At 73.2% G+C, this 22,111-nt stretch carries 23 protein-coding genes and 1 riboswitch; of the genes, 14 read left to right on the top strand and 9 right to left on the bottom strand.

The annotated features are described in order from the left end of the window. The first annotated feature begins 158 nt into the window (after window positions 1-158). Together ACFWWU_RS14925 and ACFWWU_RS14920 are read left to right on the top strand one after the other, a co-directional pair. Entirely contained in the window at window positions 159-1,316 is a 1,158-nt protein-coding gene (locus tag ACFWWU_RS14925) for a PP2C family protein-serine/threonine phosphatase (protein WP_384144368.1), read from the top strand. Between the two features lie 135 nt (window positions 1,317-1,451). Next, window positions 1,452-1,817, top strand: a complete 366-nt coding sequence (locus tag ACFWWU_RS14920; protein WP_384144365.1) for a luciferase family protein — start codon at window positions 1,452-1,454, stop codon at window positions 1,815-1,817. Between the two features lie 34 nt (window positions 1,818-1,851). Here ACFWWU_RS14920 and ACFWWU_RS14915 read toward each other — a convergent pair whose 3' ends face one another. Continuing rightward, window positions 1,852-2,346 carry a PaaI family thioesterase gene (locus ACFWWU_RS14915; RefSeq protein WP_384144361.1) on the bottom strand — a complete coding sequence of 165 codons (495 nt, stop codon included), beginning with the start codon at window positions 2,344-2,346 and terminating at the stop codon, window positions 1,852-1,854. A gap of 97 nt (window positions 2,347-2,443) precedes the next feature. On the opposite strand from ACFWWU_RS14915, the gene ACFWWU_RS14910 reads away from it, so the two are divergent. Together ACFWWU_RS14910 and ACFWWU_RS14905 are read left to right on the top strand one after the other, a co-directional pair. Next, the gene (locus ACFWWU_RS14910; RefSeq protein WP_384144358.1) at window positions 2,444-2,917 is read left to right on the top strand and encodes a winged helix-turn-helix transcriptional regulator; all 474 of its coding nucleotides are present in this window, start codon (window positions 2,444-2,446) and stop codon (window positions 2,915-2,917) included. A gap of 106 nt (window positions 2,918-3,023) precedes the next feature. Continuing rightward, on the top strand, window positions 3,024-3,893 hold the full coding sequence (locus tag ACFWWU_RS14905) for a YhjD/YihY/BrkB family envelope integrity protein (RefSeq protein ID WP_384144355.1): 870 nt from the start codon (window positions 3,024-3,026) through the stop codon (window positions 3,891-3,893). 19 nt (window positions 3,894-3,912) lie between these two features. On the opposite strand, the gene ACFWWU_RS14900 is transcribed toward ACFWWU_RS14905, so the two are convergent. Together ACFWWU_RS14900 and ACFWWU_RS14895 are read right to left on the bottom strand one after the other, a co-directional pair. Beyond that, entirely contained in the window at window positions 3,913-4,752 is an 840-nt protein-coding gene (locus ACFWWU_RS14900) for an ABC transporter permease (protein ID WP_384144353.1), read from the bottom strand. Further along, the gene (locus ACFWWU_RS14895) at window positions 4,749-5,657 is read right to left on the bottom strand and encodes an ATP-binding cassette domain-containing protein (protein ID WP_384144350.1); all 909 of its coding nucleotides are present in this window, start codon (window positions 5,655-5,657) and stop codon (window positions 4,749-4,751) included. The genes ACFWWU_RS14900 and ACFWWU_RS14895 overlap by 4 nt, the downstream gene beginning before the upstream one ends. A 134-nt stretch (window positions 5,658-5,791) precedes the next feature. On the opposite strand from ACFWWU_RS14895, the gene ACFWWU_RS14890 reads away from it, so the two are divergent. The 3 genes from ACFWWU_RS14890 to ACFWWU_RS14880 all read left to right on the top strand — a co-directional run bounded on the left by ACFWWU_RS14890 (window position 5,792) and on the right by ACFWWU_RS14880 (window position 8,448). Next, a complete protein-coding gene (locus ACFWWU_RS14890) occupies window positions 5,792-7,105 on the top strand; it encodes a sensor histidine kinase (protein WP_384144347.1) in 1,314 nt (437 codons plus the stop codon). Then, a complete protein-coding gene (locus tag ACFWWU_RS14885) occupies window positions 7,102-7,812 on the top strand; it encodes a response regulator (RefSeq protein ID WP_384144344.1) in 711 nt (236 codons plus the stop codon). Before ACFWWU_RS14890 ends, ACFWWU_RS14885 begins: the two co-directional genes overlap by 4 nt. A gap of 120 nt (window positions 7,813-7,932) precedes the next feature. Next, on the top strand, window positions 7,933-8,448 hold the full coding sequence (locus ACFWWU_RS14880; RefSeq protein WP_384144341.1) for an NUDIX domain-containing protein: 516 nt from the start codon (window positions 7,933-7,935) through the stop codon (window positions 8,446-8,448). 61 nt (window positions 8,449-8,509) lie between these two features. Here ACFWWU_RS14880 and ACFWWU_RS14875 read toward each other — a convergent pair whose 3' ends face one another. Further along, the gene (locus ACFWWU_RS14875) at window positions 8,510-9,031 is read right to left on the bottom strand and encodes a hypothetical protein (protein ID WP_384144338.1); all 522 of its coding nucleotides are present in this window, start codon (window positions 9,029-9,031) and stop codon (window positions 8,510-8,512) included. Window positions 9,032-9,131: 100 nt separating this feature from the next. Here ACFWWU_RS14875 and ACFWWU_RS14870 point away from each other — a divergent pair, with 100 nt between their 5' ends. The 3 genes from ACFWWU_RS14870 to ACFWWU_RS14860 all read left to right on the top strand — a co-directional run bounded on the left by ACFWWU_RS14870 (window position 9,132) and on the right by ACFWWU_RS14860 (window position 10,616). Next, on the top strand, window positions 9,132-9,740 hold the full coding sequence (locus ACFWWU_RS14870; protein WP_384144335.1) for a DUF6629 family protein: 609 nt from the start codon (window positions 9,132-9,134) through the stop codon (window positions 9,738-9,740). 31 nt (window positions 9,741-9,771) lie between these two features. Continuing rightward, the gene (locus tag ACFWWU_RS14865) at window positions 9,772-9,993 is read left to right on the top strand and encodes a hypothetical protein (RefSeq protein ID WP_384144333.1); all 222 of its coding nucleotides are present in this window, start codon (window positions 9,772-9,774) and stop codon (window positions 9,991-9,993) included. Between the two features lie 125 nt (window positions 9,994-10,118). Further along, window positions 10,119-10,616: a peptidylprolyl isomerase gene (locus ACFWWU_RS14860; protein ID WP_384144330.1), complete on the top strand. Its 498-nt coding sequence runs from the start codon at window positions 10,119-10,121 to the stop codon at window positions 10,614-10,616. Window positions 10,617-10,797: 181 nt separating this feature from the next. Here the strand turns inward: ACFWWU_RS14860 and ACFWWU_RS14855 are convergent, their stop codons facing one another. The 3 genes from ACFWWU_RS14855 to ACFWWU_RS14845 all read right to left on the bottom strand — a co-directional run bounded on the left by ACFWWU_RS14855 (window position 10,798) and on the right by ACFWWU_RS14845 (window position 14,788). Next, window positions 10,798-11,634 carry an NAD(P)H-binding protein gene (locus tag ACFWWU_RS14855; protein WP_384144327.1) on the bottom strand — a complete coding sequence of 279 codons (837 nt, stop codon included), beginning with the start codon at window positions 11,632-11,634 and terminating at the stop codon, window positions 10,798-10,800. Window positions 11,635-11,803: 169 nt separating this feature from the next. Then, complete coding sequence (locus tag ACFWWU_RS14850; protein WP_317592418.1) at window positions 11,804-12,052, bottom strand: type B 50S ribosomal protein L31; 249 nt, start codon at window positions 12,050-12,052, stop codon at window positions 11,804-11,806. 165 nt (window positions 12,053-12,217) lie between these two features. After that, a complete protein-coding gene (locus ACFWWU_RS14845) occupies window positions 12,218-14,788 on the bottom strand; it encodes a SpoIIE family protein phosphatase (protein ID WP_384144324.1) in 2,571 nt (856 codons plus the stop codon). Between the two features lie 198 nt (window positions 14,789-14,986). On the opposite strand from ACFWWU_RS14845, the gene ACFWWU_RS14840 reads away from it, so the two are divergent. From ACFWWU_RS14840 to ACFWWU_RS14830, 3 genes are all read left to right on the top strand, one after another. After that, window positions 14,987-15,751 (top strand): alpha/beta fold hydrolase, encoded by a 765-nt coding sequence (locus ACFWWU_RS14840; RefSeq protein WP_384144321.1) that lies wholly within the window; start codon window positions 14,987-14,989, stop codon window positions 15,749-15,751. A gap of 209 nt (window positions 15,752-15,960) precedes the next feature. Then, window positions 15,961-16,557 (top strand): hypothetical protein, encoded by a 597-nt coding sequence (locus tag ACFWWU_RS14835; RefSeq protein ID WP_384144318.1) that lies wholly within the window; start codon window positions 15,961-15,963, stop codon window positions 16,555-16,557. A gap of 102 nt (window positions 16,558-16,659) precedes the next feature. Then, window positions 16,660-17,946, top strand: a complete 1,287-nt coding sequence (locus ACFWWU_RS14830; RefSeq protein WP_384144315.1) for an alpha/beta family hydrolase — start codon at window positions 16,660-16,662, stop codon at window positions 17,944-17,946. On the opposite strand, the gene ACFWWU_RS14825 is transcribed toward ACFWWU_RS14830, so the two are convergent. After that, window positions 17,940-18,821, bottom strand: a complete 882-nt coding sequence (locus tag ACFWWU_RS14825) for a transglycosylase SLT domain-containing protein (protein WP_384144312.1) — start codon at window positions 18,819-18,821, stop codon at window positions 17,940-17,942. The genes ACFWWU_RS14830 and ACFWWU_RS14825 overlap by 7 nt on opposite strands. Before the next feature lie 5 nt (window positions 18,822-18,826). Beyond that, window positions 18,827-19,011: riboswitch (cyclic di-AMP (ydaO/yuaA leader) on the bottom strand. A gap of 368 nt (window positions 19,012-19,379) precedes the next feature. On the opposite strand from ACFWWU_RS14825, the gene ACFWWU_RS14820 reads away from it, so the two are divergent. After that, entirely contained in the window at window positions 19,380-20,000 is a 621-nt protein-coding gene (locus ACFWWU_RS14820) for a hypothetical protein (RefSeq protein WP_384144309.1), read from the top strand. 48 nt (window positions 20,001-20,048) lie between these two features. On the opposite strand, the gene ACFWWU_RS14815 is transcribed toward ACFWWU_RS14820, so the two are convergent. Next, the gene (locus ACFWWU_RS14815) at window positions 20,049-22,073 is read right to left on the bottom strand and encodes a phosphocholine-specific phospholipase C (protein ID WP_384144306.1); all 2,025 of its coding nucleotides are present in this window, start codon (window positions 22,071-22,073) and stop codon (window positions 20,049-20,051) included. Between the last annotated feature and the right edge of the window lie 38 nt (window positions 22,074-22,111).

Below are 22,111 nucleotides of genomic sequence, written 5' to 3'. Positions count from 1 at the left end.
CTCTTACTGGCCAGTAGCCTCAGGGGTACTTGATCAGATCCGGCAGCACCGCACAACCGTTCCGTGCGGGGCCCGTGCCCGCGCGCGGGCCGCGACCCGCTGGTGCAATGGGGGGACCGGGCACGGCGCCCGGGGAGCCGCGCGGCGGTGGAGGTGTCGTGGCGGAACGGGACGAGGCCCTCCTGGCCAGGGTGCGGGCGATGGAGCAGGCGATCGGCGAGATCGGCACGACGCTCGACGAGACGCACACCTGCCGTGAGGTCGCCGCCTTCCTCGTGCGCCGGCTGGGCGGCTCGGTGGTGGTCGACCTGGCCGCCGAGCAGGGCGTCCCGCCGCGCCGCGCCGCGACGGCACGCACGTCCGCCGAGCCGTACCGGCCCGGCGCCGCCCCCCGGTCCGAGGCCACCGTTCCCGGCACCCCCGGCCCCGTACACACCCTCACCGCCGCGCTCGCCGTCGGCGACGACGAGAAACCCCTCGGAACGGTCACCGCGACCCGTATCGACGGCGTCCCCTTCACCACCGACGAGGCCGCCACCCTCCGTCACGCCGCGCGGCTCGCCGCCCGGCACATCAACCACGCGCGCCGCCTCGCCGCCACCGAGGACACCGCCCTCCACCTTCAGCGCGCCCTCGTCGCCGAACCGGGCCGCCCGCACCCCAATCTGGAGATCGCGGGCGGCTACCTCCCCGCCGGCCTCCGTACCCTCGTCGGCGGCGACTGGTTCGAGACGGTACGGCTCCACTTCGGCCGCACCCTCCTCGTCGTCGGTGACGTGATGGGGCACGGTCTGGACGCCGCCGTCGACATGAACGCCTACCGCACCGTGCTCCGCGAGGTCGCCGCCACGGACCTGCCGCCGCACCGGGTGCTGCGCCACCTCGACTCCGTGGTCGCCGAGGACGACGGCCGCCGTCCCGCGACCTGCCTGCTCGTCCGCGTCGACCCGGCGCGCGGCGCCGCGACCTTCGCCAGTGCGGGCCACCTGCCGCCCGCCGTGTTCGGCGCGGACGGCTCGGCGGAGTTGGTGGACCTCCCGGTGGGCCCACCGCTGGGCACCGGCGTCGGCGGCTACGAGCCCACCACCCGCCCGCTCACGCCCGCCGAGACACTGCTGCTCTTCACCGACGGCCTCGTCGAGCGCCGGGGCGAGGACATCGACGTGTCGCTGGCCCGCCTCGCCTCGCTCCGGCTCCCCCCTGACCCGGGCCCCCACCAGGTCGTCGACGAGGTGCTCCGCCGCCTCGATGCCCACCGGGCCGAGGACGACGTGGCCGTCCTCGCGGCCCGCGTCCGCGCCCGGCCGACGGCCTGACGCCACGTCACTCCCGACCCGCGTGCCCCGTGACACACGGTCACTTCGGCCAGTCCGCGTCCTGTTTCCCGCCTGCGCGGGATTCTTTCGCCAGGACGCTTGTGCGCGGCCCCGTGGCCCGGCACGCTCCTCGGTATGAACACGGCCAGGCATGCCAGTGAACGTCTGATGAGCTGGCCCTCGCTGACCCCCGGCCGCACCCACTGCGGTGCCGAGCTCGGTCTGGGCACCGCGACACAGGAGATCGTGCACTTCCATGGGGAGCACGAGGCCGATGTCCACCTCACCAGGGCCATGGTCGCGAAGCTGCGCTCCGCCCTGCTCGGGTCGAGCGCGGTCCGCATGCGCGCCGGATCCGGGTGGGTGACGGTCCGTCTGGACATGGGCTCGGACATCGACCTGCTCGCCACGCTGGTGAGCGCGGCCCTCCAGGCGAACGGCGTGCCCGACGTCGCCCCGGACGGCTGCACCCGCACCCTCCCGGTCACCGGCATCCGCTGAGTCCGGCGCCACCAGGGGAGCGGGATCAGCCCGTCTACGCGGGCATCGGGAACAGCATGCAGGTGCTGGTGGCGTGTGCGAGCAGACGGTCCTCCGCGTCGTACAGGCCCGCCTCCGCCAGCGCGGTGCGGCGCCCCCGCGACAGCACCGTCCCGATCGCCCGCACCTTGCCCGTGTCCATCGTGATGGGCCGGAGAAAGCGGGTCGACAGGTCGAGCGAGGTGTACGCCGTGCCCTGGGGGAGCGTCGAGTGCACCGCGCAGCCGGCGGCCGAGTCGAGGAGGGTCGCGTACACCCCGCCGTGCACGCTGCCGATGGGGTTGTAGTGCTCCTCGCCCGGCTCGAAGGCGAACACGGCCCGGCCGTCCTCGACCTCCTCGAGGCCGAAGCCCAGCAGCGCGGCGATCGGGGGACCGGGCAGTCGCCCCGCCACCATCTCGCGCAGGAAGTCGAGCCCCGCCATCGTGCCCGCCGCCCGGGCGCTGACCCCGGCGTCCCGCCACTCGACCGTCCGTGACCGCACCGTCACCACTCCGCTCCGCTAGGCCCCGCTGACTCTGTACAGCGAAGCTAGCCGTCGTGTCAGCTGACTGTCAACGACGCAGCCAGGTGGCTAGAGTGTGAGGATGAAGTGGCTGGAGACGGACACCGAGAACTGCTCGGTCCGCCGCACCCTGGACCTCGTCGGCGAGAAGTGGAGCCTGCTCATCCTGCGGGACGCCTTCAACGGGGTCCGCCGCTACGACGAGTTCCGGCGCCACCTCGGCCTCTCCGAGGCCGTCCTCGCCGACCGCCTCCGCAAGCTCGTCGCGGCCGGCGTCCTGCGCGCCGAGCCCTACCGCGAACCGGGCGCCCGCACCCGGTACGAGTACCGGCTCACCCCCAAGGGCGTCGACCTCTGGCCCGTCCTCCTCGCCCTGAAGCAGTGGGGCGACGCGTACGCGGGAGATCCCGAGGGCCCCGTGCTCGACATCCGGCACAGCGACTGCGGGGCGCCCGTCCGCGTGGTCGTCCAGTGCGAGGGCGAGGAACACGCCACCCTCGCCGCCCGGGACGTCACCGTCCGGCCCGGTCCCGGAGCCCGCCCGTTCACCCGCTGACGGACCGCTCGCGGGCCGCCGACGGACCCGCGCCACCACGACGGGCGGCACCCGTTCGGCGGCACTTCGGAGGTGTCCCGGCCCCCGGACGGGTACCCCACGAACCATGCCCCCCACTCCCGGCCCGCCGGACGACGGTCCCCCCACCGAGCACGGTCACTGGTTCCACCGGCTCCACATGCGGCTGCTCGCCTCACCGGTCGGGCTCGCCTGGAACCGTGGCCGCGCCATGGAACTCATGCACCGCGCCATGGGCTTCGCGGCGCTGAGCCTGCTCACCCTCGTCCCGCTCCTCATCGTCGTCGCGGCGGCCGACCTCGCCAGCGGCCAGGGCTTCGCCCGCTGGCTCGTCCAGGGCCTCGGTGTCTCCGAGGTCTCGGAGGAGGAGGTCGAGCGGCTCTTCGGCCAGCCGGGGCAGGCCCTCCAGCGCACCACCGCCTTCGGTCTCGCCGCCCTCGCCGCGTTCGGCGTCACCTTCGGGTCCGCCGTCCAGACCGGCTACGAGCGGGCCTGGGACCTCCCCACCGCCCGCTGGCACACCATGTGGCGGCACGTCGTCTGGCTCGCCGTCCTCGTCGCGGCCCTCCTCCTCTTCGTCGCCACCCCCGCATCCGAGACGTCTCCGGCCTCGACCACCCTCCTCGTCGCCGTCGCCGACCTCATCGGCACCTTCCTCTTCTTCTGGTGGTCGCAGCGCTTCCTCCTCTGTGGCCGCATCCGCTGGCGCGCCCTCGCCCCCGGCGCCGCCCTCACCGCTCTCGGTCTCCTCGGGCTGCGGATCTTCTCCCAGCTCGTCTTCTCCCCGCTCATCGCCTCCAACGCGGTCACCTACGGCCAGTTCGGCACCGTCCTCGTCCTCCAGTCCTGGCTCGTCGGCGTCGGCTTCGTCGTGTACGGAGGCGCCCTCACCGGGCGCCTCGTCCACGAGCACCTCGTCCGCCGCCGCCTGAGCCGCGATCTCACCGGCGGCGCGTGACCCGGGCCCGTGCGCGCCGCTACTGGTCCCTGCGGCGCACCGCCACCACCGTCACCACGGCCGCGCCCAGCGCCCACAGCCCGTACACCAGCCACGCGGCGCCGCTCGTCCACGGGTACGGGACCTCGTCGAACCCCACCGGTACCTGCCGCCGCCACGCGTGGAGCGGCGTCGCGTGGGCCAGCACCGCGGAGAGATGGCGCCGGTCGGAGAGCACCGACGGCAGCACCAGGAGCAGGACCACCGAGCAGACGATCGAGATCGCGCTCTGCCGCAGCAGCGCACCGAGCGCCAAGCCGACCAGCGCGCAGACCGGCGCGAGCAGCGCGGACGCGACGACGATCCGCAGCGCCCCCGGATGCGAGAGCGGCAGACCGACGCCCCGCACGTCCAGAATCGCCTGCGTCGACCAGAACGAACCGGCCGCGACCACCGCCCCGAAGAGGGTCTGCACGGCGGCGACGACCAGCACCTTCGCCGACATCACCGAGCTCCGCGCCGGCACCGCCGCGAACGTCGTCCGGATCATCCCGCTGCCGTGCTCGCCGACCACCGCCACCGCTCCCATCGCGGCGGTGCAGAGGATCAGCACCATCGACGCGTTCCCCGTGAACACGTCCCACAGCGCCATGTCGTGCCGCACGAAGTCGGCGCGGCTCTCCGCGTCGTACGTGAACCAGTAGCGGTAGTGGTCCCAGGCGGTTCCGGCGTTGAAGGCGACCACGGCCAGCGCGCTCAGCAGCAGCGACCAGCCCGTGGACCGCAGCGACCACAGCTTCAGCCACTCCGACGCCACCAGGTCGCGGAAGCGGGCACGGGGCTCCACCACGGAAGCCACACGAAGATCGAGAGCGGTCATCGGGCGTCTCCTGCCAGGTATTCGACACTGTCGGCGGTCAGTTCCATGAACGCCTCCTCCAGAGAGGCGGTACGGGTGGTCAGCTGGTCGAGCAGCACGCGGTGATCCAGCGCGAGGGCGCCGATCCGCGCCGCCGGGAGCCCCGTCACCGTCAGCCGACCGTCCTCCTCCGCCACTTCCGCCCCCTCCGCGAGCAGCAGCGGCGTCAGCGCCGACGGATCGGGCGTACCGACCGTCACGCTCAGCCGGGCCCCACGGGCGGCGAACGCCGACAGGCTCTCCGCCGCGATCAGCTCTCCCCGGCCGATCACGACCAGCTCGTCCGCCGTGTGCTCCATCTCCGTCATCAGATGGCTGGAGACGAAGACCGTACGGCCCTCCGCCGCGAGGCGCCGGAACAGCCCGCGCACCCACTTCACGCCCTCCGGGTCGAGCCCGTTGAGAGGCTCGTCGAACAGCAGCACCGGTGGGTCGCCGAGCAGCGCGCCCGCGATCCCGAGCCGCTGCCGCATCCCGAGCGAGTACCCGCCGATCCTGCGCCGTGCCGCCCCCGCGAGCCCGACCTCATCGAGCACCTCGTCGACCCGGGAGAGCGGGATGCGGTTGCTTCGCGCGAGGACCGTCAGATGCGCCCGGGCGGTCCGCCCGCCGTGCACGTCACCGGCGTCGAGGAGCGCGCCGACGTGCCGGAGGCCGCGCGGCCGGTCCGTGAAGGGCCGCCCGTCGACCGTCACCGCGCCGCTCGTCGGCGTGTGCAGCCCCAGGACCATCCGCAGAGTCGTGCTCTTCCCCGACCCGTTGGGCCCGAGGAACCCGGTCACGATGCCGGGCCGGACGGTGAACGTGAGCGAGTCGACGGCGGTTTTGGAGCCATAGCGTTTGGTGAGTTCCCTGACTTCGATCATGTGCACCACCGTGCCGACCGGAGTCCTTCCGGGGCATCGGACCAGCAAGGACAATCGGCGGGCCGCGCTGTCACCCCTGGTCGTACACCCCGGGTCCGATGACCCGGCCGAGGGCGGCGCTCTACGATCACCGCATGTCCGCCACCCCGTCAGCGCCGTTCCTCAAGAGGCTCACACCGGGCGGCTGGGCCGTGCTCGCCTGGCTCGCGGGCCTGCTCTTCACCGGCCTCCTCCGGCTCCGGCTACCGGGCCAGGACGAGGCCGAGGTCATGGCCGGCGTGGTCTTCCTCCGCTGGGACGGCGTCACCATGCTGGCCATCGCGACCGCCCTCGTACTGCGGGGCAGCGTGCTCCTGGCCCGCCGTCCGGCCGCCGCGCTCCGCTTCCTCCTCGGCGGCGCGGTCCTGGGCAGTGTCCCGCTCAGCGTCATGGCCATCCCGTTCGCGCAGTACCTCGCCGTCGACGTCGCCCTGTACGCCATCGCCGCCGCCCGGCCGCCCCGCGAGGCCGTCCGGGCGCTCCTGCTCGCCCAAGGGATCCTCGCCGGTTTCCTGGCGGTCCGGCTGCTCGCCGGCTGGAGCGTCGGCACGACCGGCGCCCTGGCCGTGGCCCTCACCGCCGCCGTCGCCTGGCTCCTCGGCCGTTCCGATTACCAGAGCCGGACGTACGCGGAACGGAGCCGCGCCCAGGCCGCCGAGCAGGCCGTCACCGCCGAACGGCTCCGCATCGCCCGCGAGATGCACGACACGGTCGCCCACAGCATCGGCATCGTGGCCCTCCAGGCGGGCGCGGCCCGGCGCGTCATCGACACGCAGCCCGAGGGCGCCCGGCAGGCCCTCGCGGAGATCGAGACGGCGAGCCGCGAGACCCTGGCGGGACTGCGCCGCATGCTCGGCGCGTTGCGCACCGCCGACCAGGCCGCCGCGACCGGCGTCGACCGCGGCGACGAGTCGTCCCGTACGGGGACGTCGGCCGTCACCACCGCAAGCCGCCCCGAGACGCTCGGCCGCCCCGAGACGCCATGCCTCCCCGAGTCGCCCGGCCTCTCCGCGCTCGACCGGCTCGCCGAGGTCACCGGGGCCGCCGGGGTCCGCGTCGCCGTCCGGCGGCTCGGCGCCACGCACCCCCTGCCCCCGGACATCGACCTCTCCGCCTTCCGTCTCGTCCAGGAGTCCGTCACCAACGTGGTGCGCCATTCCGGCGCCGACACCTGCACGGTGACCGTCGACCACCAGGACCCGGATGCCGTCGCCGTCACCGTCGAGGACGACGGCCCGACCCCCGGCAGGGAGCGCGAGCGACCCGGCGGAGGATCCGGTTACGGCCTCGCGGGCATGCGCGAGCGCGTCGCCCTGCTGCACGGAGAGTTCGCCGCGGGCCCCCGGCCCGGCGGCGGCTTCCGCGTCACCGCCCGACTTCCCCTCCCCACAGGAGCCACCGCCCGATGACCCAGCCCACCGCCGAGCCCACCGCCGAGCAGCCCGCCGACGACGCCGGCTTCGTCCGTGTCGTCCTCGCCGACGACCAGCCCCTCGTCCGCACCGCGCTCCGGATGGTCATGGCGGACACCCCCGACCTCCTCGTGGTCGGCGAGGCCGCGAACGGCGCCGAGGCCGTCCGTCTCGTCGAGGAGACCGGAGCCGATGTCGTCGTGATGGACCTGCGGATGCCCGGCACCGACGGCATCGAGGCGACCCGCCTCGTCACCTCGGGCCCCACCGGCGCCCGCGTCGTGGTCCTCACCACCTTCGATGACGACGACCACGTGTACGGGGCGCTGCACGCCGGGGCCTCCGGCTTCCTCGTCAAGGACATGGCCCTGGACGACATCCTCGCCGCCGTCCGGATCGTCGCGTCCGGCGACGCCCTGATCGCGCCCGGCGTCACCCGCCGCCTCATCAAGGAGTTCACCGGCCGCCCGCGGCGGCCGTCCACCACGCCCCGCCGCGGCACGGACGGCATCACCGACCGCGAACGCGAGGTGCTCACCCTCGTCGGCCGCGGTCTCTCCAACACGGAGGTCGCCGCCGAGCTCCACATCAGCATCGCCACCGCGAAGACCTATGTCACGCGCCTGCTCGCCAAACTCGACGCCCGCGACCGCGTGCAGCTGGTCATCATCGCGTACGAGGCGGGTCTGGTCTCCGCGGCCTGACCCGGCCGGCCGTGAGCGGTGATCACACGATCCGGTGATCTCCCCGCCACGGGCCGGGCGGCGGTCCCGGGGCCGATTGGATGGAGGAGTCCCCACCGGCCCGTCGAAAGAGAGCCGCCCATGGCGAACATCTGGCTGCCGCCCGTCGAGTACGTAGCGACCCTGCCGAGAGCGACGGCGTACGCCTGCCTGTACTTCACCGACACGGGCGGCCGCCCGTTCCAGCTCCGCGCCAGCTACCGCACCGAGCTGTGGCAGTGGCCCGGCGGGAACATGGACCCGGGGGAGACCCCCTGGGAGACGGCCGTGCGCGAGTGCCACGAGGAGACCGGAATCGTCTTCACCGGGGAGCCGCGTCTCCTCGGCACCCATTTCATGACCGACCGGGGCGAGGAGTGGCCGGCCAACCACATCGGTTTCATCTTCGACGGCGGCGAGCTGACGGACGAGCAGATCGCCGCCGTCGTCCTCGACCCTGACGAACACAGCGAGTACAGCGTGTGCGGCCTCGACGAGTGGGAGCGCGAGATGACGCCGCGCGAGTTCACCCGCCTCGCCGAGATCGACCGGGCCCGCAGGACCGGATCGACCGTGTACGTGGAGACCGGCGCCGCCGCGGACCGCACCGTGGACTGAACAGGGGGTGGGGCCGTCCGCCCGGACGGCCCCACTCGCGCCCACCTGTCCGTCGTGACCCTCAGGCCCGGCAGCCGACCGGGTGCGCGATGTCGACCACGAGGCGCTCCGGGGAGTGCAGCGTGGAGGTCTTGAAGGACGGCTTGGTGTCGAAGGCCGCCCCGATCGTGACCACACCCTCGAAGTCGCCGGTGAGGGCGAGCCCCTTGAGAGTGGGCAGGTAGATCTTCAGCAGCCGGGGCCCCTGATACACGTTCCTTCCGTTGTCGTCGTGGGCGGCGGCGGGGGAGAGGCCGATCTGCAGGAAGTACTTCCCCGCGAGGGGGACCCTCTGCCCCGAGCCGTCGTAGTGCAGTGCGCTCGCCTGCCGGACGGTGACCGGGGGCACGGCGCCCCGTATGTCGATGACGATCCGGTCGAAGCCCGCGTGTCCGCCCCAACGGGCATTGACGACCTGGGCCGTGGCCGGTGCCGTCGTGGCGCGGGGCGGGGAATCGGAAGCGCCTGCCGGGATCGTGGCGCCGATCCCGGCGGTCAGGAGGATCCCTGCGGCGACGGCCGCGAGAGTGTCACGGTGATGCATGACGTCCCCCAATTTCTTCAGCTCCGGGGACACTGGTGTCACTGGGAAAGACATCCACCTCAACCGTACGGTTCCGCCCGGTATGAGGTAGAAGTGCGTTATGTGCTGGAGTGCGACGGCCGACCTCTGGGCGGGCCTCGGGATCGGCGCCGTCGGCGTGGCCTCGATCGCCTCCGTACGCCGTCCCGGGGACGTGCCCCTCGCCGCCCTGCCCCTGCTCCTCGGCGCCCACCAGGTCGTGGAGGCCGCCGTCTGGCGCTCCGGCGGGGGAGCGGGCCCCGCCACCCTCGCCTGGGCCGTGATCGCCCTGGCCCTCCTGCCCGTCTGGGTCCCGGCCGGCGTCCTGACCGCGGCACGCCCCGGCGACCGGCGGCGCCCGCTCGCGCCGCTCGCGGCCGGCCTCGTGGCCGCCGCGGTCCTCGCGTACCACCTCGCGATCCGCCCGGTCACGGCCGAGATCCGCGGACACACCCTCGGCTACGTCGTCGACCTGCCGTACGCGGCCCCCCTCCTCGTCGGCTACCTCCTGGCCACGGTCGGAGCGCTGCTCCTCGCCCGCGACCGGATCCTGCGCCTGCTCGGGCTCCTCACCGGCGCCGGGGCGGTCGTCTGCGCGCTGCTGTGGCGCACGGAGTTCCTCTCCACGTGGTGCGCCCTCGCCGCCGTCGCGTCGCTGGTGCTCCTGGTCTGGGTCCGAAGTCGGGCGTAACCCCTCGGGCGCCTCAGCAGTTGACCAGGGCATGAAGAAGCGCAGCATGCTCGCCATCGCCTCCCTCGCCGCAGGCGTCGTCACCGCCCTCGTCACCCCGCCGCCGCAGGCCAGCGCCGCGGAGAGCCCCCTCGGCGGCGCCACCGGCCTCCTCCAGGAGGACCAGAGCGTCGAGACCGTCACCGGGGCCGTGGAGGCCGTCCAGGATGCCGGGGGTGGCCTCCAGGCGCCGAAGACCGGCGGACTGCTCTGACGCCTCGCCCCGACCGCGGGGACCGGTGCCCCGCGCCCACGGGTGGCGCGGGGCACCGGCGCGCCGTGACACGGGAGGGGGTAGCCCGTGCGCGCGCCGTGCGCGAGTAATGACAGGATGTCCCCATGAGCGACAACGTTTACTTCGACATCACCATCAACGACGAGGCCGCCGGCCGCATCGTCTTCCGGCTCTTCGACGACGTCGTCCCGAAGACCGCGCAGAACTTCCGCGAGCTCTGCACCGGCGAGCACGGCTTCGGCTACGCCGGCTCCCCGTTCCACCGCGTCATCCCGAACTTCATGCTCCAGGGCGGCGACTTCACCCGCGGCAACGGCACCGGCGGCAAGAGCATCTACGGCGAGAAGTTCGCCGACGAGAACTTCAAGCTGAAGCACGACCGCCCGTACCTGCTCTCGATGGCCAACGCCGGCCCGAACAGCAACGGCTCGCAGTTCTTCGTCACCACGGTCGTCACCGACTGGCTCGACGGCAAGCACGTCGTCTTCGGCGAGGTCGTCGAGGGCCAGGACCTGGTCAAGAAGATCGAGGGCCTCGGCTCCGGCTCCGGCCGCACCAGCGCCACCATCAAGGTCGCCGAGTCCGGCATCGTCAAGGCCTGAACAGGCGCTTGACCAGAGGCCGGATCAGCAGCACTGGGATCAGCAGCACTGATCGGTAGCCTCGGCGGAGTACGAGCAGAGGGCCCGAGGCCCTCGCTCGCCCGCACGGCGGGGCAGGGGAGCACCGTCCACAGGACGCGGCTCCCCGCCCCGGCCGACGCGGCACACACGCGGTGCCGCCTCAGGCGAAGGCGAACGCGTTCCGTGCCGCCCATGCAGAGAACGGGCGCGGCGCCCGCCCCAGGACCCGTTCCACGTCCGGGCTCACCCGCTGTTCCTCCGCGCTGGGCGCGCCCATCACCGACAGCATGCCGTCGACGGCCTCCTCCGGCAGGAACCGCACCAGATGCGACCGCGCCTCGGCCGCGCTCTGCGCCACGAACTCCACCGGCTCACCGACAGCCTCGGCGAGGGCCTGCACCTGCTGGCGCGGCGACACCCCGGCCGGACCCGTCAGGACGTACGTCCGCCCCGCGTGCGCCGGATCGCGCAGCGCGGACGCGGCGACCTCCGCGATGTCCGCCGGATCCACCACCGGCAGCGCCACGTCCCCGAACGGGGACGCGACCGTCCGCGCGGTGCGCACCTGCTCGGCCCACAGGTACGCGTTGGAGGCGAAGCCACCGGGCCGCAGCACCGTCCACTCCAGGCCCGACTCCCGCACCGCCGCCTCGAAGGCGCGAAGGAAGGCGTGCGACACGGAATCACTCCGCGTCCCCACCAGCTGGGAGGACTGGAGGACGATCCGCCGCACCCCGCCGGCCACCGCCGCCGCCACGATCTCGCGCGGCCGCAGGGTGTCCCCGAGGCCCGCGACGAGCAGGTAGACGGCCTCGGCACCCTCGAACAACTCCTTCAGGCCGTCCACATCCGCCAGGTCGCCCCGACGGTGGACCACACCGGCGGGCAGCCCGTCGGCAGGGCGACGGCTCACCGCCGTGACCTCCTCACCGGCCGCGGCCAGTGCCTCCACCAGCGGTCGTCCGACGTTTCCGGTCGCTCCGGTCACCACGATCACAGCAGTTCCCCTTCCCAGGGTCCGCGGCGGTGCGCTGGCGCCCCGCCGTCCTCGTGACCTCATCCTGGAAGGGAAACCGGCCATCCTCTGGCCAGTTTCGCGAGCGGTTTCGCTGGCGTCTTTCCGAGCGGTTCGCCGAGCGGATTGCCGAGCAGACCGATCGGCCTGCTCAGCCTCCCTCGCCGAAGCGGCGCTCGAACCGCGCGATCCGGCCCTCGGAATCCACGGTCCGTGCCGTTCCCGTGAAGAAGGGGTGGCTCTCGGAGGAGATCTCCACGTCGATCACCGGGTACGTGTTGCCGTCGTCCCACTCGATGGTCCGCTCGCTGGTGGCGGTGGACCGGGTCAGAAAGGCGTACCCGGCCGACCGGTCCCGGAAGACCACGGGTCCGTACTCGGGCTGCTTGTCCTGCTGCACGTGTCCTCCTCGGGCTTCCGCCCTGACGCGTTCGCCCTGACGTGGGCGTCTCGGTTCGTCCGGCCTGATGCGGCACGGCACCCCCAGCCTCGCCGGGCCCGTGGCGGCCGACCAGCGCCACGGGCCCGACCGGGTGACGGACGGACGCGTCAGGAGGTGGCGGGCTCAGCGGGTCTCGGGCCAGCGGGCCGCGAGCAGCAGGGCGATGTCATCCGGCCTGGCCGTGGCCTGCCGGGCCTCCCGGATCAGCCGGTCAGCCGCCTCCGGGAGGGCCATCGAACCCGTCGAGGCGAGCGCCCGCCGCAGGTGCTCGATCCCTTCGTCGATGTCCGTGCCGGGCCGCTCGACCAGCCCGTCCGTGAACAGCGCGAGGACGTCTCCGGGCGCGAGCCGCAACCGCGTCACGGGGTACGAGGCACGGTCGTCGACCCCCAGCACGACCCCGCCCGCCAGCTCCACCAACCGCGTCGTCCCGTCCGGGCTCAGCAGCAGCGGCTGCGGATGTCCGGCCCGTACCGCTCGCACCTCTCCCGTGCCCGGGTCGAGCAGCACATAGCAGCAGCTCGCGAACTGACCGGGATCCAGATCGATGAGGAGCCGGTTGGTACCCCGCATGACGTCCTGCGGCCGATGGCCGCCCAACGCGAACGCCCGCACCGCGCTGCGCAGCTGCCCCATCGTGGCCGCGGCCGCCACCCCGTGGCCCTGGACGTCGCCGATCACGAGCGCCAGCCGGTCGTGGCCCGTCGCGATCACGTCGTACCAGTCGCCTCCCACGTCCATGCCCTCGGTGCCCGGCAGATAGCGGCCGACCGTCTCCACCCCGGCCAGCACCGGCAGTCGGTGCGGCAGCAGTGCGTCCTGGAGCCCCCGCGCGACCGCGGACTCCGTGTCGTACCGCTGCGCCCGGGACAGGGCCTGCGCGATCAGGCCCGCCAGGGCGGTGAGCACGGTCCGCTCCTCCGGGCTGAACGTGCGCGGCCGCTCGAAGCCGAGGATGCAGGAGCCCACCGGCCGTCCCGAGGCGATCAGCGGCAGGAAGGCCCGCGCCCCTGTGTGGGCGTCGACGGGGAGACCCGGGTACGCCAGCCTCAGCTGGTCCATCGACTCGAAGAAGAGCGGCCGGCCCGTCGTCAGCGTCTCCACCCCCGGCATCCGGGAGTCCAGCGTGACCCCGTCGAAGGGTTCGAGGAAGCCCGGCGGGAAGCCCGTCTCCCAGGCGAGGTAGAGGCGCCGGTCGCTCAGCAGGTAGATCGCCAGCTGCCGTCCGCCGAAGGCCGGCAGCAGTTCCTCCGTCACCACGGCCGACACCTGGCGGGCCGTCACGGCCTCCGACAGGGCGATCGCCAGCGCCACCGGCCGGTACAGGGCCGCCGCCCGGTCGCCACGGCCCTCGACGTCGTCGTCCGCCGCCGGGTGCGGACGGTCCGGGCCGCCCGCACCGTCCGGGCGGCCCGGAGCCGCGTCGGGACCGGAGAGGTCCTCCTCCGGAACGAGGACCATGGTCACGCCGTCCCGTCCCGGATGCAGGGAGACCGTGAGCCATCGGCCCCGCTCCGGACGGGCCAGGAAGCGCACCGGTTCGTCGGAGAGCAGCGCGGCGCGGAGCTGCTCCTCGTGGAAGGGGAGGCCGAACCAGGGGAGCGCCTCCCAGAGGGGCCGCCCCGCGAGCGCCCCGCGCGGCCGGCCGAGCAGCCGCTCCGTGCGTTCGTTGAGGTACGTGATCCGGCCCAGCCGGTCGATCGCCAGGATCGCCCGCGGCAGCCGGTCCGTGGCGTCCGAACCGACCAGACCCGTCCCCAGGTCGACGAGCGTGCCCGAGAGCCGGCCGCCGGTTCGCGGCGGGCCTCCGGCCCGCTCCGACGGCTCCTGCCGGGCGGTGGCCGACACCTCCAGGAGGTGCAGCCCGCCGTCCGGGCCCTTCAGCCGGATCCTGCGCACGGTAGGGCGCCCGTCCTCGCCCGTCGCCTGGAGCGCCGCCGCCCACAGCGCGTACGCGTCCTCCGTGTCCAGCCGGGAGGTGAGCACCTCGATCGAGCAGGGCGAGGCCACGCCGGCCCCGAGGATCTCCCGCAGCCCGCCGTCCATGGTGACCGTGCCCGTGTCCAGGTCCCAGTCGAAGGAACCGAAACGCACGGGTGGCGCGGAAGCGGAGGACAGCTGCACGCACACGGGGTCGCCGGTCCACTCGGCCGCGGTCCCGTGAGCCGTGAGGGCGGCCAGCGTCTCGCCGAGCCGGAGGGCGTCGCTGGTCATGCGGGTGCGGTCGCGCGTGCTCACGTCCTCGCCCGGTCTCGGCGCCCGCAGCACCACGAGCACCCCGAACCGCTCGCGGCCCGCGACCACGGGGGCGTACAGCGAGGCGAAGGGGAACGGCAGGCTCGCGACCAGTTGGGGGAACCGCCGCATCGCTTCGTCGACGTCGGCGAGATGGACGGCCTGCCCCGAGCGGTGGACGTCCGCCACCGGGAACGGCCGGTTCGTATGCATCCGCCACCACGGGCGGAACAGCTGCCCCGGCAGCCCCACGAGGACCGCGAGACGGAGCAGACCCGGTGTCTCCGACCGGAGGTACACCCCGCCCGCGTACCCGCCGACCGCCTCGACGGTCCGCAGCGCCGCCTCCGCGAGGGCCCGCGTCAGCGCGCCCGAAGCGGGCCCGTCGGCAGCCCCGGTCCCGGACGGGCGCCCGGTACCGCCCGCCGGGCCGGGGCCGGACGTGCCGTGCGAGGTCACACAGCCAGGATGCCCCTGTCATGAAAGCCCCCGCATCCCGGGCACGGCACGAGACGCCGCCCGAGCGACCGGAACGTGGTCCCCGCCCGCCCGGCCTTGTTGACCACACGCGCTCGCGCCGTCACACTCGGTCGTCGACCACCACCACCGGCGCCGCCGTCGACGCGCGGCGCCGCCACCACGCTGCCAGGGGGCACGATGACGGGCCGGGTTCTTCCGTACGACGTTCAAGGCGAAGGCCCCGGCCGGGCCCTCGTCCTCCACAACTGGTTCGGCGACCGCACGAGTTTCGCGCCGCTGCGCGCCCATCTCGACGCCGCCGCCGGTACGTACGCCTTCGTCGACTGCCGGGGCTACGGCGAGGCCCGCGACATCGACGGCGCCTTCACGATGGAGGAGGCCGCGGCCGACGCCCTCGCCGTCGCCGACGACCTCGGCTGGGACTCGTTCTCCGTCATCGGGCACTCGATGGGCGGCAAGGCCGCCCAGCTGATGCTCCTCGACGCGCCCGACCGTGTCCGCTCCCTCATCGGCATCTCACCCGTCTCCGCCGCGGGATTCCCGCTCGACGGGGAGACCTGGGAGCTGTTCGCCGGCGCCGCCGACGCCCCGGCGAACCGGCGCGCGATCATCGACAACACCACCGGCGGCCGGTACGACGACGCCTGGCTGAGCGCCCTCGTCGACCGCTCCGTCAGCCGCTCCTCGGCGACGGCCTTCCGGGCCTATCTGGACTCCTGGTCCGGCCCCGACTTCCACGAGCGCGTCCGCGACAACCCCACCCCCGTCCTCCTCGTGGTCGGCGCCCACGATCCCGCGCTTGGGACGGAGGCGATGGAGGCCACCTGGCTGCGCTGGTACCCGAACGCGCGCCTGCACGTGCTCAAGGACGCGGGCCATTACGCCCCCGAGGAGACCCCGCAGGCCCTCGCCGAGGCGATCGAGGCCTTTCTCGCCGCCTGACGGGACCTTCCGCGGTGTCACCGGTGCCCGTCGCCGTCGCCGTCGTCCGCGGCGACTCCGGCGGGCCGTGCGGCTGATGCCCTCCGAAGGTCGTCGGGACCGACGACTTTCGAGGACAGCGGCGGGCAGGCGCCGCATCGGATCATCGTGCTCACCACCCCACGTGACGGTCGCCGACGGACCGTCCGGAACCGGCAGGAGCACCACCGATGGGCCTCGCACAGTCGCAGCACCGCTTCCTGGTGCGGCAGAAGGTCACCCTGATGGCCAACCGCTACCTGGTGCACACCATGGGCCCGGACGGCGAGGAGGCCGAACTGGTCGCCTTCGCCCACCAGAAGCGGATGGCCCTCAAGGAGCACGTCACCGTCTACACCGACGAGTCCCAGCGCCAGGTGCTCTTCACCTTCCGGGCCCGGCAGGTCATCGACCTCGGCGCGACCTACGACGTCCACGGCGCCTCCGGCACGCGGCTGGGCGGCTTCCGCAAGGACTTCGGCGCGTCCCTGCTGCGCAGCACCTGGCACCTGAACCGGGAAGGGGAGTCCCGGGAGATCACCGGACGGGAGCGGAACCGGACCGTGGGGATCCTGCGGCGCGGCTGGGAGTTCCTCCCCTTCACGGAGCTGCTCCCCTTCGTCGTGCCGTACCACTTCGACTTCGCCGAGGCCGGACGGCCCGTCATGTCCGTCGAGAAGCGCTTCGGAGTGCGCGACCGGTACGTCGTGGACATAGCCGACCCGGAGCTCGACCGGCGGCTCGCGATAGCCCAGGCCGTCGCCCTCGACGCCCTGCAGTCCCGCTGACCTGTTCCTTCGGGGCGACCCGTCTACCCTGGAGAGACGGGCGGGGGACGGGACACACCGTTCCTCCCGACGCCCGAGCCGCGTGCGGAAGGGCGGCGGACCATGGACTTCAGCGATCGCACCGACGCGGGCCGGCAGCTCGCCGCCCGTCTCGACCACCTCAAGGGCCAGGACGTCGTGGTCCTGGGCCTCCCGCGCGGCGGCGTACCGGTGGCCGCGCAGGTCGCCGACGCGCTCGACGCGCCCCTCGACATCTGTCTCGTGCGCAAACTGGGCGTGCCGTACCAGCCGGAGCTCGCGATGGGCGCGCTGGGGGAGGGCGGCGTACGCGTCCTCAACGACCGGGTGCTGCGCGAGACCGGCGTGGGTGAGCGGGACCTCGCGGCCGTGGAGGAGCGCGAGCACGTGGAGCTCGAAGAGCGCATGCACCGCTACCGGGGCAGTCGCCCGCCCGTGCCGCTCGACGGCAGGACGGTCGTCGTCGTCGACGACGGGCTCGCCACGGGCGCGACGGCGCTGGCGGCCTGCCGGGTGGTCCGTGCCAAAGGTGCCGCGCGGATCGTGCTCGCGGTGCCGGTCGCGCCGCACGGCTGGACCGCCCGCCTCGGGGGCGAGGCCGACGAGACCGTAAGCGTTCGCGAGCCCGACTTCTTCTACGCGATCGGCCAGTTCTACCGCGACTTCTCGCAGACGTCCGACGCGGAGGTGCTCGACTGCCTCGCCCGCAGCCGGGCCGCGCGCGACCCCGTCGTCCGGGACACGGACGTCCGGATCCCGGCGACCGGTGCCACCCTCGCCGGACGGCTCGCCGTCCCCGACGGGGCGACCGGCATCGTCCTCTTCGCCCATGGAAGCGGCAGCAGCCGGCACAGCCCGCGGAACCGCGCGGTCGCGGCGGCCCTGAACCGGGCCGGTCTCGGCACGCTGCTGTTCGACCTGCTCACCGAGGCCGAGGCGACCGACCGGGCCCACGTCTTCGACACCCCGCTGCTCGCCGGACGGCTCGCGAGCGCCACGGACTGGCTGGCCGGGCACCCCGAGGGCGGCGATCTGCCGCTCGGCTACTTCGGGGCGAGCACGGGTGCGGCCGCCGCGCTGTGGGCGGCGGCCGATCCCGGTTCCGGCGTCGCCGCCGTCGTCTCACGCGGTGGCCGGCCCGACCTGGCGGGCGAGCACCTGGGCCGGGTGCGCGCCCCGACCCTCCTGGTGGTGGGCGGCCGGGACGCGCTGGTGCTGGACCTCAACAGACGCGCCCAGGCCCTGCTGCGCTGCGAGAACCGGCTGACCGTCGTCCCCGGCGCCACTCACCTCTTCGAGGAGCCGGGTGCCCTGGAGGAGGTGGCGGAGCTCGCCACGGACTGGTTCGCCGAGTGGTTCCGGCGTCAGTAGGCCCCGTTGACGTTGTCGATGGAGCCGTAGCGGTCGGCCGCGTAGTTGCAGGCGGCCGTGATGTTGGCGACCGGGTCGAACAGGTCCGTGGACGTGCCCGGCACGTGGTAGGCGTCGAAGGTCGGCTGGATGACCTGGAGCAGACCCTTCGAGGGGGTGCCGGCCACGGCGTTCGAGTCCCAGAGGTTGATGGCCCGGGGGTTGCCGGAGGACTCGCGCATGACGTTGCGGAGGATTCCGTCGTACGAACCGGGGATGCCGCGCTGGGCCATGATGTCCAGCGACTCGCGGATCCAGCCGTCGAGGTTGTCGGCGTACTGGGTGGCGGCGGCCGGGGCGGCCTTGACGGCGGGCGCGGCGGCGGGCGCCGCCTGCGCGGCGGAGGCACCCGAGGCGGGGGCCGGAGCCGCTGCACGGCGCTGGGAGCGGCTCGCCCGCTCAGTGGTCGTGGAGCTCTTCTTCTGTGCGGTCGCGGCCGCCGGGGCGGGCTTCGCGGAATCCCGACGAATCGTCAGTTCGAGACCGGGGTGAATGAGTGACGGATTGTCACCCACGACGGATTTGTTGGCCTGGTATATCGACTTCCAGCCGCCCTGAATTCCCTTCTTCTGGGCGATCAGGGAAAGCGAGTCACCACTCACGACGGTGTACGTGCGCGCGGCGGCGGGGGCCGAGGGAGCGGCGGCCGGAGCGGTGGCGGGCTGCGCCGCGAAGGACTGCGCGGCGATCTTGGGTGCGGCCGAAACGGTCTCGGCGCCGGCCGTCGCGGGGACGACCAGCGGCAGGGCCAGCGCGGCCCCGCCCGTGCCGGCGAGTGCGAGGCCGCGGGAGACGGTGCGGCGTCGGGGGCGGCGGTGCTTACCGTGTGCAGGCATGACGGATTTCCTCTCCGGCGCCTGCGGGGTGAGCTGTCGGGTTCGGACGGGAGATGTCCGGCCGCGCGCACGCGGCTGCACCCCGAGCCGTTCCGGATTCCGGACCGGCGAATTCGTGGGTCCCCCGCTCCTGCCGTCGGGTGAAAGGGAGGTGTTTTCGGGCGGCGGCAGGATTAGGCGTTCCGCTCGAATGGGGGTGACCGTAGGCCAGCATTGCGGCGGATAACAAGAGGAGCCGAACGTTCGCAGCCGGAATTGGATCTCCGAATTCAAGGAATTCAAGATCGACCGCACTCGGGATCCGATGAACTTCCGTGCGCGGTAAGGCCTGCGGGTGTACGGGTCCCTGGCGGGGGCGAGAGAAAGTGAACCGCATCACCAGGAGGGTAATGTCCGAATATGCGATGTAATTCCGTTGGTGAGTAAATGAGCGGAAATTACCCGGGCTGGGCTGTTCGCCCGCACCGGGCGTGAGGGGCACGCCCGGTGCGGGCAAAAGTCGCAAACCAGACATTCTTCTTGAAAGATGGAGTCCCCCCCGACCCAGGAGCCTCCCGGATGCCGACCTCCATCGCCCCGCTCAGCCCGGACGGACTCGACCGCGAGGCGGCCGCTCTCTTCGAGAGCGCCACCTGGCAGCGGATCGTCACCGACTGGACCGCCCCCGCTCGACCGGCCCCCGCGCCGGAGCCGACGCCCGAGCCCGCCGACTGGCGGTCCCTCCTCACCGTGTCCGTGGACCGGCTCGTGGCCGACGCGCTCGACGCGCTCCCGCCGCCGCCCCCCGCCGAACGCACGCTGCCCGGCCGCATCGGGGCCGTACTCCCGGACCGACTGCACGCCTGGCGCCGGATCGGCCGCCCCGAGCTGCGCCCCTCGGTCCACCTCGGCTACGCGCGGCTGGTGCTCACGGAGTGGGGCTGGCAGAACGCCCCGTACAAGCTGCGCGACGCACGGGGAGCGCGCTGCGTCTGCGGCGCGCTCCTCGCCGCCCACCGCCTCGGCTACGGCGGTGTGGACACCATGAACGAGGCGGCCGCCTGGATCATGACCGAGCTCCGCTCTCAGGGATGGGGCGAGCTGATCGGTCCGTGGAACCGGGCCCCCGGCCGTACGGCCGCCGAGGCGGTGGGCCTCCTCGACGCGACGATCCGACGCGCCGCGCACGCCGGCCGGTGAGGCCGGCGGGTGAGGTCGGCGGGTGACGCCGGCCGGTGTGCGAAGGGTTCAGCCGGTGACGCTCGGGGCTCCGGTCTCGATGTGGCCGGTGTACCGGCGTGACCAGGTCCCGTCGATGTCGGCGACGATCGTGAAGTCGTACCAGCCGCCGCTGTAGGCCACCGCGTTGAAGAAGTCCTCGCGGTCGGAGTTCGCCGGGACCGTGTAGGTCCACGGTCCGTCCGTGCGGTAGGCGTTCGAACGGATCGTGAACGTCACCGGTCCCGCCGAGGTGTTGGTCATCCTGAACCACAGGGCGGTCCGGCCCGTCCCCGCCTCCGGCGCGAACCGGGCCGCGACCTCCACGGCCTTGCCGGCCTTGGACGCGTCGCCGATGAAGCGCCGCAGGAAGCGGTTGGGGCCCATCATCGAGATGTCGTACTTCCCGGAGCCCGACCCGATCCCGATGTTGAAGTAGTCGGAGGCCGTGGCACCCGCGTCGACCGTGTACTGCCAGGCCGCCGTGTCGCGGTGCTGGTGAGGGTGGATCGAGAAGTGCGCCGCCCGCTTGGCCTCCACCCCCTGGTTCGTCATCGAGAACCAGGCCAGGATCTTGCCCGCGGCACCGAACTCGAACCGGTCGAGGTTGCCGTTCACCTGGTACGGCAGGGCGCGCGCCGGGCGGGTGCCGGACTCCTGCGCGGGCTGGGCGTTGTTCTGCGGCGCCGGGTTCGGCAGCGGGCCACAGGTGGCCTGGCCGATCACCTTCGCCGTGGAGGGGAGGCCGCCGGGCACTCCGTACACCGGGCGGGCGAAGTCGAAGACGCTCGTCAGGTCGCCCGTCACCCGTCGCCGCCAGGCGCTGATGTTCGGACAGGCGGCCGGTGTGCCGAGAGCCGCCGTCCAGGTCTCCATGAAGCGGAGGACGGAGGTGTGGTCGAAGACCTCGGAGCTCACCCAACCACCCCGGGTCCACGGGGACATGACGATCATGGGGACGCGGAAGCCCAGCCCGATCGGCACGCCGTCCAGGTACTCGCCCGGCGTCCCCGGCGGCGCGACCGGCGGCGGCACATGGTCGAAGAAGCCGTCGTTCTCGTCGTAGTTGAGGAACAGCACCGTCGAGTCGAAGACCTCGGAGTCGGCGGCCAGCGCGCGGTAGACGAGGTCGACGAAGTGCGCGCCGTCCCCGGGCGGCGCGTACGGGTGCTCGGAGAACGCCTCGCTCGCCACCACCCACGACACCTGCGGCAGCGTGCCCGCCACGACGTCGGCACGGATGGCCGCGGCGATGTCGTCCGGCGTCGAGCCGGTGACCTTCGGGACCGAGCCCATGCCCCGGTCGTACAGCGGGTCACCGGGGCGGGCGTCCGTGAACTTCTTGAAGTACGCGAGACCGTTGTCGCCGTAGTTGTCCTGCGCGTTCTGGTAGACCTTCCAGCTCACCCCGGCCCGCTGGAGCGCCTCCGCGTACGTCTCCCAGGTCAGCCCCGACTCGTCGCCGCCGTCCTTGCTGGAGCCGTCGATCTTCCCGCTCCACAGGAACGTCCGGTTCGGGCCGGTGGCGCTGAGCGCGGAGCAGAAGTACGCGTCGCAGATCGTGTAGTGGTCGGCGAGCGCGTGGTGGAAGGGGATGTCCTCGCGGTCGAGGTGACCGAGCGTCCGCGTGTTGCCCACGCCCGTGACCCAGTTGTCCATCCGGCCCTTGTTCCAGGCCGCGTGCTGCGAGGTCCAGCTGTGCGGCAGGTCGCCGTTGCACTGCGCGAGGGTCTCGCCGTCGACGCCGCCCGCGGGCGGGGTGTCGCTGAGCTTCCACGGGTACTGGCGCCCGCCCCAGTTGGGCTGGTTGAACATGCCCCAGCCGCCGGGCAGATTGCCGGCGGCGCGGTCGCCGAAGCCCCGTACGCCGCGCAGCGTGCCGAAGTAGTGGTCGAAGCTGCGGTTCTCCTGCATGAGGATCACCACGTGCCGGACGTCGGTGAGCGTGCCGGTCGCGGCGCGCGCGGCGGCCGACGCCCGGCCGGGCGGCAGTGCCGCCCCGGCGGCGAGCCCCGCGCCGATTCCGACGAATCCCCTGCGACTGATGGGAAGCATGCCCCGCCTCTCCTGTCACGGCGTGCCCACGCGGCACG

Source organism: Streptomyces sp. NPDC058650, assembly GCF_042717315.1.
In the GTDB taxonomy this organism is placed as follows: Bacteria; Actinomycetota; Actinomycetes; order Streptomycetales; family Streptomycetaceae; genus Streptomyces.
Note: the sequence above shows the minus strand (reverse complement) of the source record. Positions and strands in the feature narration are given on the sequence as shown.

What these genes read in the sequence shown, in the direction of transcription:
- ACFWWU_RS14920 (WP_384144365.1), top strand. Translation starts at nt 1,452, where the DNA reads ATGAACACGGCCAGGCATGCCAGTGAACGTCTGATGAGCTGGCCCTCG.
- ACFWWU_RS14910 (WP_384144358.1), top strand. Translation starts at nt 2,444, where the DNA reads ATGAAGTGGCTGGAGACGGACACCGAGAACTGCTCGGTCCGCCGCACC.
- ACFWWU_RS14905 (WP_384144355.1), top strand. Translation starts at nt 3,024, where the DNA reads ATGCCCCCCACTCCCGGCCCGCCGGACGACGGTCCCCCCACCGAGCAC.
- ACFWWU_RS14900 (WP_384144353.1), bottom strand. Translation starts at nt 4,752, where the DNA reads ATGACCGCTCTCGATCTTCGTGTGGCTTCCGTGGTGGAGCCCCGTGCC.
- ACFWWU_RS14895 (WP_384144350.1), bottom strand. Translation starts at nt 5,657, where the DNA reads ATGATCGAAGTCAGGGAACTCACCAAACGCTATGGCTCCAAAACCGCC.
- ACFWWU_RS14890 (WP_384144347.1), top strand. Translation starts at nt 5,792, where the DNA reads ATGTCCGCCACCCCGTCAGCGCCGTTCCTCAAGAGGCTCACACCGGGC.
- ACFWWU_RS14885 (WP_384144344.1), top strand. Translation starts at nt 7,102, where the DNA reads ATGACCCAGCCCACCGCCGAGCCCACCGCCGAGCAGCCCGCCGACGAC.
- ACFWWU_RS14880 (WP_384144341.1), top strand. Translation starts at nt 7,933, where the DNA reads ATGGCGAACATCTGGCTGCCGCCCGTCGAGTACGTAGCGACCCTGCCG.
- ACFWWU_RS14875 (WP_384144338.1), bottom strand. Translation starts at nt 9,031, where the DNA reads ATGCATCACCGTGACACTCTCGCGGCCGTCGCCGCAGGGATCCTCCTG.
- ACFWWU_RS14870 (WP_384144335.1), top strand. Translation starts at nt 9,132, where the DNA reads ATGTGCTGGAGTGCGACGGCCGACCTCTGGGCGGGCCTCGGGATCGGC.
- ACFWWU_RS14865 (WP_384144333.1), top strand. Translation starts at nt 9,772, where the DNA reads ATGAAGAAGCGCAGCATGCTCGCCATCGCCTCCCTCGCCGCAGGCGTC.
- ACFWWU_RS14860 (WP_384144330.1), top strand. Translation starts at nt 10,119, where the DNA reads ATGAGCGACAACGTTTACTTCGACATCACCATCAACGACGAGGCCGCC.
- ACFWWU_RS14840 (WP_384144321.1), top strand. Translation starts at nt 14,987, where the DNA reads ATGACGGGCCGGGTTCTTCCGTACGACGTTCAAGGCGAAGGCCCCGGC.
- ACFWWU_RS14835 (WP_384144318.1), top strand. Translation starts at nt 15,961, where the DNA reads ATGGGCCTCGCACAGTCGCAGCACCGCTTCCTGGTGCGGCAGAAGGTC.
- ACFWWU_RS14830 (WP_384144315.1), top strand. Translation starts at nt 16,660, where the DNA reads ATGGACTTCAGCGATCGCACCGACGCGGGCCGGCAGCTCGCCGCCCGT.
- ACFWWU_RS14825 (WP_384144312.1), bottom strand. Translation starts at nt 18,821, where the DNA reads ATGCCTGCACACGGTAAGCACCGCCGCCCCCGACGCCGCACCGTCTCC.
- ACFWWU_RS14820 (WP_384144309.1), top strand. Translation starts at nt 19,380, where the DNA reads ATGCCGACCTCCATCGCCCCGCTCAGCCCGGACGGACTCGACCGCGAG.
- ACFWWU_RS14815 (WP_384144306.1), bottom strand. Translation starts at nt 22,073, where the DNA reads ATGCTTCCCATCAGTCGCAGGGGATTCGTCGGAATCGGCGCGGGGCTC.